Source organism: Pseudomonas plecoglossicida NBRC 103162 = DSM 15088 (assembly GCF_000730665.1).
GTDB classification, from domain to species: domain Bacteria; phylum Pseudomonadota; class Gammaproteobacteria; order Pseudomonadales; family Pseudomonadaceae; genus Aquipseudomonas; species Aquipseudomonas plecoglossicida.
The window spans coordinates 1-4,771 of the sequence record NZ_BBIV01000082.1; the positions used below are offsets into that span (position 1 = coordinate 1).

Sequence of the window (4,771 nt, forward strand, 5' to 3'; positions counted from 1 at the left end):
ATTTATAGCCTCTCGGCCCAGCGACATCAACGACATCACTTGTGCAAAACTGGCGTCCCCTAGGGGACTCGAACCCCTGTTACCGCCGTGAAAGGGCGGTGTCCTAGGCCACTAGACGAAGGGGACGAACCTTCTACCTTCAAGACCCGGTTGCTGGACCCGGTCTTGCTTGCCAGCCTTGGCTGACAAACGGAATTTGGTGGAGCTAAGCGGGATCGAACCGCTGACCTCCTGCATGCCATGCAGGCGCTCTCCCAGCTGAGCTATAGCCCCACAATGTCGCTCTGAACCGAACCACCGGCTGGGCGCCTGGCGCTTCGTTTTCGTTCATCGCTGTGGACGGGGCGCATATTAAGATCGGATTGCAGGGCTGTCAAACGAATTTTTGAAATTAATCAAAAAATTTTTCCCAGATAACAATCACTTACCACCCTACCCTGCTACCTGCCGTACACATGCCCCCGTAGGAGCGGCCTCGTGTCGCGAAAGGGCCGCAAAGCGGCCCCCGGTTACCGCACAAGCTCGATAGCCTCAGGCGATGTTCGCCAGCAGCTTTTCCCACTCCTTGTTTTCTTTCTTCGACACGCCACCGAGCAGGTCCAGAGCCTGGCGCAAGCGGTAGCGGGTCAGGTCTGGTCCGAGAATTTCCATGGCATCAAGCACCGACACCGAGCTGGCCTGCCCACTGATCGCAGCGAACATCAGCGGCATGGCATCACGGAGTTTCAGCTCCAGCGCCTCGACCACAGCCTGGATGCAACCGGTGATACGTTCTTTTTCCCACTGCCGCAGGCTTTCGAGCTTCCACAGGATCAACTGCATCACCTGACGCACCTGGTCGGCGGACAGTTTCTTGCTCTCGAACAGCTTGGCGTCGAGCTTTAGCGCACCTTCGAAGAAGAAGCCACCCAGCGGGGCGATCTGGCTGAAGGTTTCAACCCGACCCTGCACGTGCGGCGCGATCTTCATCATGTAGTCGCTGTTGAAGGCCCACTTCTGCACGCGTGCGGCAAACTCTTCGACCGGCAGCTCACGCAGCCACTGGCCGTTCAGCCACGACAGCTTCTCGATGTCGAAGATCGGGCCGCCCAGGGAAATGCGCGACAGGTCGAAGTGCTCGACCATCTCGGCCAGAGAGAACTTCTCGCGCTCGTCCGGCATCGACCAACCCATGCGGCCAAGGTAGTTGAGCATCGCCTCGGGCATGAAGCCCATACGCTCGTAGAAGGTCACCGAAGTCGGGTTCTTGCGCTTGGACAGCTTGCTCTTGTCCGGGTTACGCAGCAGCGGCATGTAGCACAGCTTGGGTTGCTCCCAGCCGAAGTACTCGTAGAGCTTGATCAGCTTCGGCGCCGAAGGCAGCCATTCTTCGCCGCGCAGCACGTGGGTGATACCCATCAGGTGGTCGTCGACGACGTTGGCCAGGAAGTACGTCGGCAGGCCGTCGTTCTTCATCAGCACCTGCATGTCCATGCGGTCCCATGGGATCTCGACGTCGCCGCGGAGCATGTCAGGAACCACGCAGATGCCTTCGCTCGGCACCTTCATGCGGATCACATGGGGCTCGCCAGCGGCCAGGCGGCGCTGCACTTCCTCGTCGCTCAGCAGCAAGGCGCGGCCGTCGTAGCGCGGGGTTTCGCCGCGGGCCATCTGCTCGGCGCGCATCTGCTCCAGCTCTTCGGCGGTGCAGAAGCAATAGAAGGCGTGGCCGGCATCGACCAGCTGCTTGGCGTACTTGGCGTAGATCTCGCCACGCTCGCTCTGCCGGTACGGACCGTGCGGGCCACCGACATCCGGGCCTTCGTTCCATTCGATGCCCAGCCAGCGCAGGGCGTCGAAGATCTGCTGCTCCGACTCACGGGTGGAGCGCAGCTGGTCGGTGTCTTCGATACGCAGGATGAACTCACCGCCGTGCTGCTTGGCAAAGCAGTAGTTGAACAGGGCGATGTAGGCAGTGCCGACATGGGGGTCGCCAGTGGGCGATGGCGCGATACGCGTGCGAACGGTGGTCATGGAGAGTCTCGAACGAAAGATGAAACAAAGGCGGGATGTTAGCAGGGAGCGGGCACCGGGCTCCAGCAATGGCGCTAACGTCACTTGTGAACATACCGTCTGTCGCTGTTAAAATTTGCTTACATTTCTGGAACGATAGTCCTCATGCCTGCTCAACTCAAACGCCGCCTGCTGATGTTCTTCAGCCTGGTGGCGATCATCGCCCTCGCCTTCCTCGCCCATTGGTATTTCAAGGGGCGCTTCTTCGAGAGCACCGACAACGCCTATGTCCAGGGCGAAATCACGCGCATTTCCAGCCAGCTCGGCGCCCGCATCGACGAGGTGCGAGTGGATGACAACCAGCATGTCAGCAAAGGTGAACTACTGGTTCGCCTGGAGGCCGCCGACTTCCAGCTGGCCGTGGACCGCGCCCGCGCCGCGTTGGCCACCCGCGAAGCCGAACAGGTACAGGCGCAAAGCCGCCTGACCCAGCAGGCCAGCCTGATTGCCGCAGGCCAGGCCCAGGTCGCAGCCAACCAGGCAACGTTCGACCGCTCGCGCCTTGACCTCAATCGTGCGGAAAAACTGCGCAAGCCCGGGTTCGTGTCCGAGGAGCGGGTGACCACCCTTTCGGCGGAAAACCACGTGGCCGGCTCCCAGGTCGACAAGGCCCGCGCCGACCTGCAGGGCCAGCGCCAGCAGGTCAACGCCCTGACTGCCGAGCTCAAGCGCCTCGATGCCCAGATCGCCAATGCACGCGCCGAACTGGCCCAGGCCGAACTGAACCTGACCCGCTGCGAAATCCGTGCGCCGATCAGCGGCACCATCGGCCAGCGCAACGCGCGCAACGGCCAGGTAGTGCAGGCGGGTGCCTATCTGTTGTCGATCGTGCCCGACGAAGCCATCTGGGTACAGGCCAACTTCAAGGAAACCCAGATTGGCCACATGCACCCCGGCCAGCGCGCCGAGCTGCTGTTCGACAGCTACCCGGACACGCCGATCGAAGGTCGCGTCGACAGCTTGTTCGCCGCTTCCGGCGCACAGTTCAGCCTGCTGCCCCCTGACAACGCCACCGGCAACTTCACCAAGGTGGTCCAGCGCATCCCGGTGAAGCTGACCTTCGCCGCCGACAACCCCTTGCATGGCCGCATCCGCCCCGGCATGTCGGTGACTGCCACGGTTGACCTGCGCAGCGAAAACGAACATCACGATGGCCGGTGATCAACTGCTGCGGCCGACGGCCGAGCCAAGCCGGCGTGACTGGATTGCGGTGATGAGCGCGATGCTCGGCGCATTCATGGCCGTGCTGGACATCCAGATCACCAATTCGTCGCTCAAGGATATCCAGGGCGCGCTGTCCGCGACCCTGGAGGAAGGCTCCTGGATCTCCACCTCCTACCTGGTAGCGGAAATCATCATGATTCCGCTGACCGCCTGGCTGGTGCAGCTGCTTTCGGCGCGACGCCTGGCGGTATGGGTGTCGGCCGGGTTCCTGTTCGCCTCCCTGCTGTGCTCGATGGCCTGGAACCTGGAGAGCATGATCGTGTTCCGCGCCCTCCAGGGTTTCACTGGCGGCGCCTTGATTCCCCTGGCCTTCACCCTGACCTTGATCAAGCTGCCGGAACATCATCGGGCCAAGGGCATGGCCATGTTCGCCATGACCGCTACCTTCGCCCCTTCGATCGGCCCGACCCTGGGCGGCTGGCTGACCGAAAACTGGGGCTGGGAATACATTTTCTACATCAACATCCCGCCCGGGCTGGTGATGATCGCCGGCCTGCTCTATGGGCTGGAAAAGAAAGAGGCGCACTGGGAACTGCTCAAGAGCACCGACTACGCCGGCATCGTCACCCTCGGCATGGGCCTTGGCTGCTTGCAGGTATTCCTCGAAGAAGGCCATCGCAAGGACTGGCTTGAATCGAACCTGATCGTGGGGCTGGGCTCGGTCGCATTGATCAGCCTGATCACCTTCGTCATCCTGCAGTTTTCCAAGCCGCACCCGCTGATCAACCTGCGCATACTCGGCAACCGCAACTTCGGCCTGTCGAGTATCGCCAGCCTGGGCATGGGCGTAGGGCTGTACGGCTCGATCTACCTGCTGCCGCTGTACCTGGCGCAGATCCAGGGCTACAACGCCTTGCAGATCGGCGAGGTGATCATGTGGATGGGCGTGCCACAGCTGTTTCTGATCCCGCTGGTGCCGCAGTTGATGAAGGTGATCCCTCCCAAGCTGCTGTGCGCCCTGGGCTTCTGTCTGTTCGGTGTGGCCAGCTTCGGCTCCGGCGTGTTGAACCCTGATTTCGCGGGGCCGCAGTTCAATCACATACAGATCGTCCGCGCCCTCGGCCAGCCGATGATCATGGTGACCATCTCGCTGATTGCCACCGCGTATATCCAACCCCAGGATGCCGGCTCGGCATCGAGCCTGTTCAACATCCTGCGCAACCTGGGGGGCGCCATCGGTATTGCCTTGCTGGCGACCTTGCTGGATGCGCGGACCAAGGTGTATTTCGACTACCTGCGCGAGGCGGTGGTACCCAGCAACCCGCAGGTGGCCGAGCGCCTCGCGCAACTGACGGAACGGCTGGGTAACGACAGTGCGGCATTGGGCAAGTTGAGCGAGATCACGCACCAGCAGGCGCTGATCATGGCGTACAACGACGCCTTCCATTTCGTCGGGATCGGGTTGGCGGTGGGGATGGTGGCGGTGCTGTTGACGCGCAAGCTGCCGCAGGGACTGAAGGCCGGGGAGGTTCATTGAGTTTGATGCTGGTTTCGC

General features: G+C 61.8%; 3 protein-coding genes and 2 tRNA genes. 2 read left to right on the top strand and 3 right to left on the bottom strand.

Features of this window, described 5'->3' with window-relative positions; all coding sequences use genetic code 11:
- Nucleotides 1-50 precede the first annotated feature (50 nt).
- From PPL01S_RS24095 to gltX, 3 genes are all read right to left on the bottom strand, one after another.
- Nucleotides 51-126: transfer RNA gene (locus PPL01S_RS24095), tRNA-Glu, on the bottom strand.
- A 71-nt stretch (nt 127-197) separates the two neighbouring features.
- A tRNA-Ala gene (locus PPL01S_RS24100) sits at nt 198-273 on the bottom strand.
- A 258-nt stretch (nt 274-531) separates the two neighbouring features.
- The gene (gene gltX, locus PPL01S_RS24105) at nt 532-2,013 is read right to left on the bottom strand and encodes a glutamate--tRNA ligase (protein WP_016391069.1); all 1,482 of its coding nucleotides are present in this window, start codon (nt 2,011-2,013) and stop codon (nt 532-534) included.
- 144 nt (nt 2,014-2,157) lie between these two features.
- Here gltX and PPL01S_RS24110 point away from each other — a divergent pair, with 144 nt between their 5' ends.
- On the top strand, nt 2,158-3,213 hold the full coding sequence (locus PPL01S_RS24110) for an HlyD family secretion protein (RefSeq protein WP_016391070.1): 1,056 nt from the start codon (nt 2,158-2,160) through the stop codon (nt 3,211-3,213).
- The gene (locus PPL01S_RS24115; RefSeq protein WP_016391071.1) at nt 3,203-4,753 is read left to right on the top strand and encodes an MDR family MFS transporter; all 1,551 of its coding nucleotides are present in this window, start codon (nt 3,203-3,205) and stop codon (nt 4,751-4,753) included. Before PPL01S_RS24110 ends, PPL01S_RS24115 begins: the two co-directional genes overlap by 11 nt.
- Nucleotides 4,754-4,771: the final 18 nt, after the last annotated feature.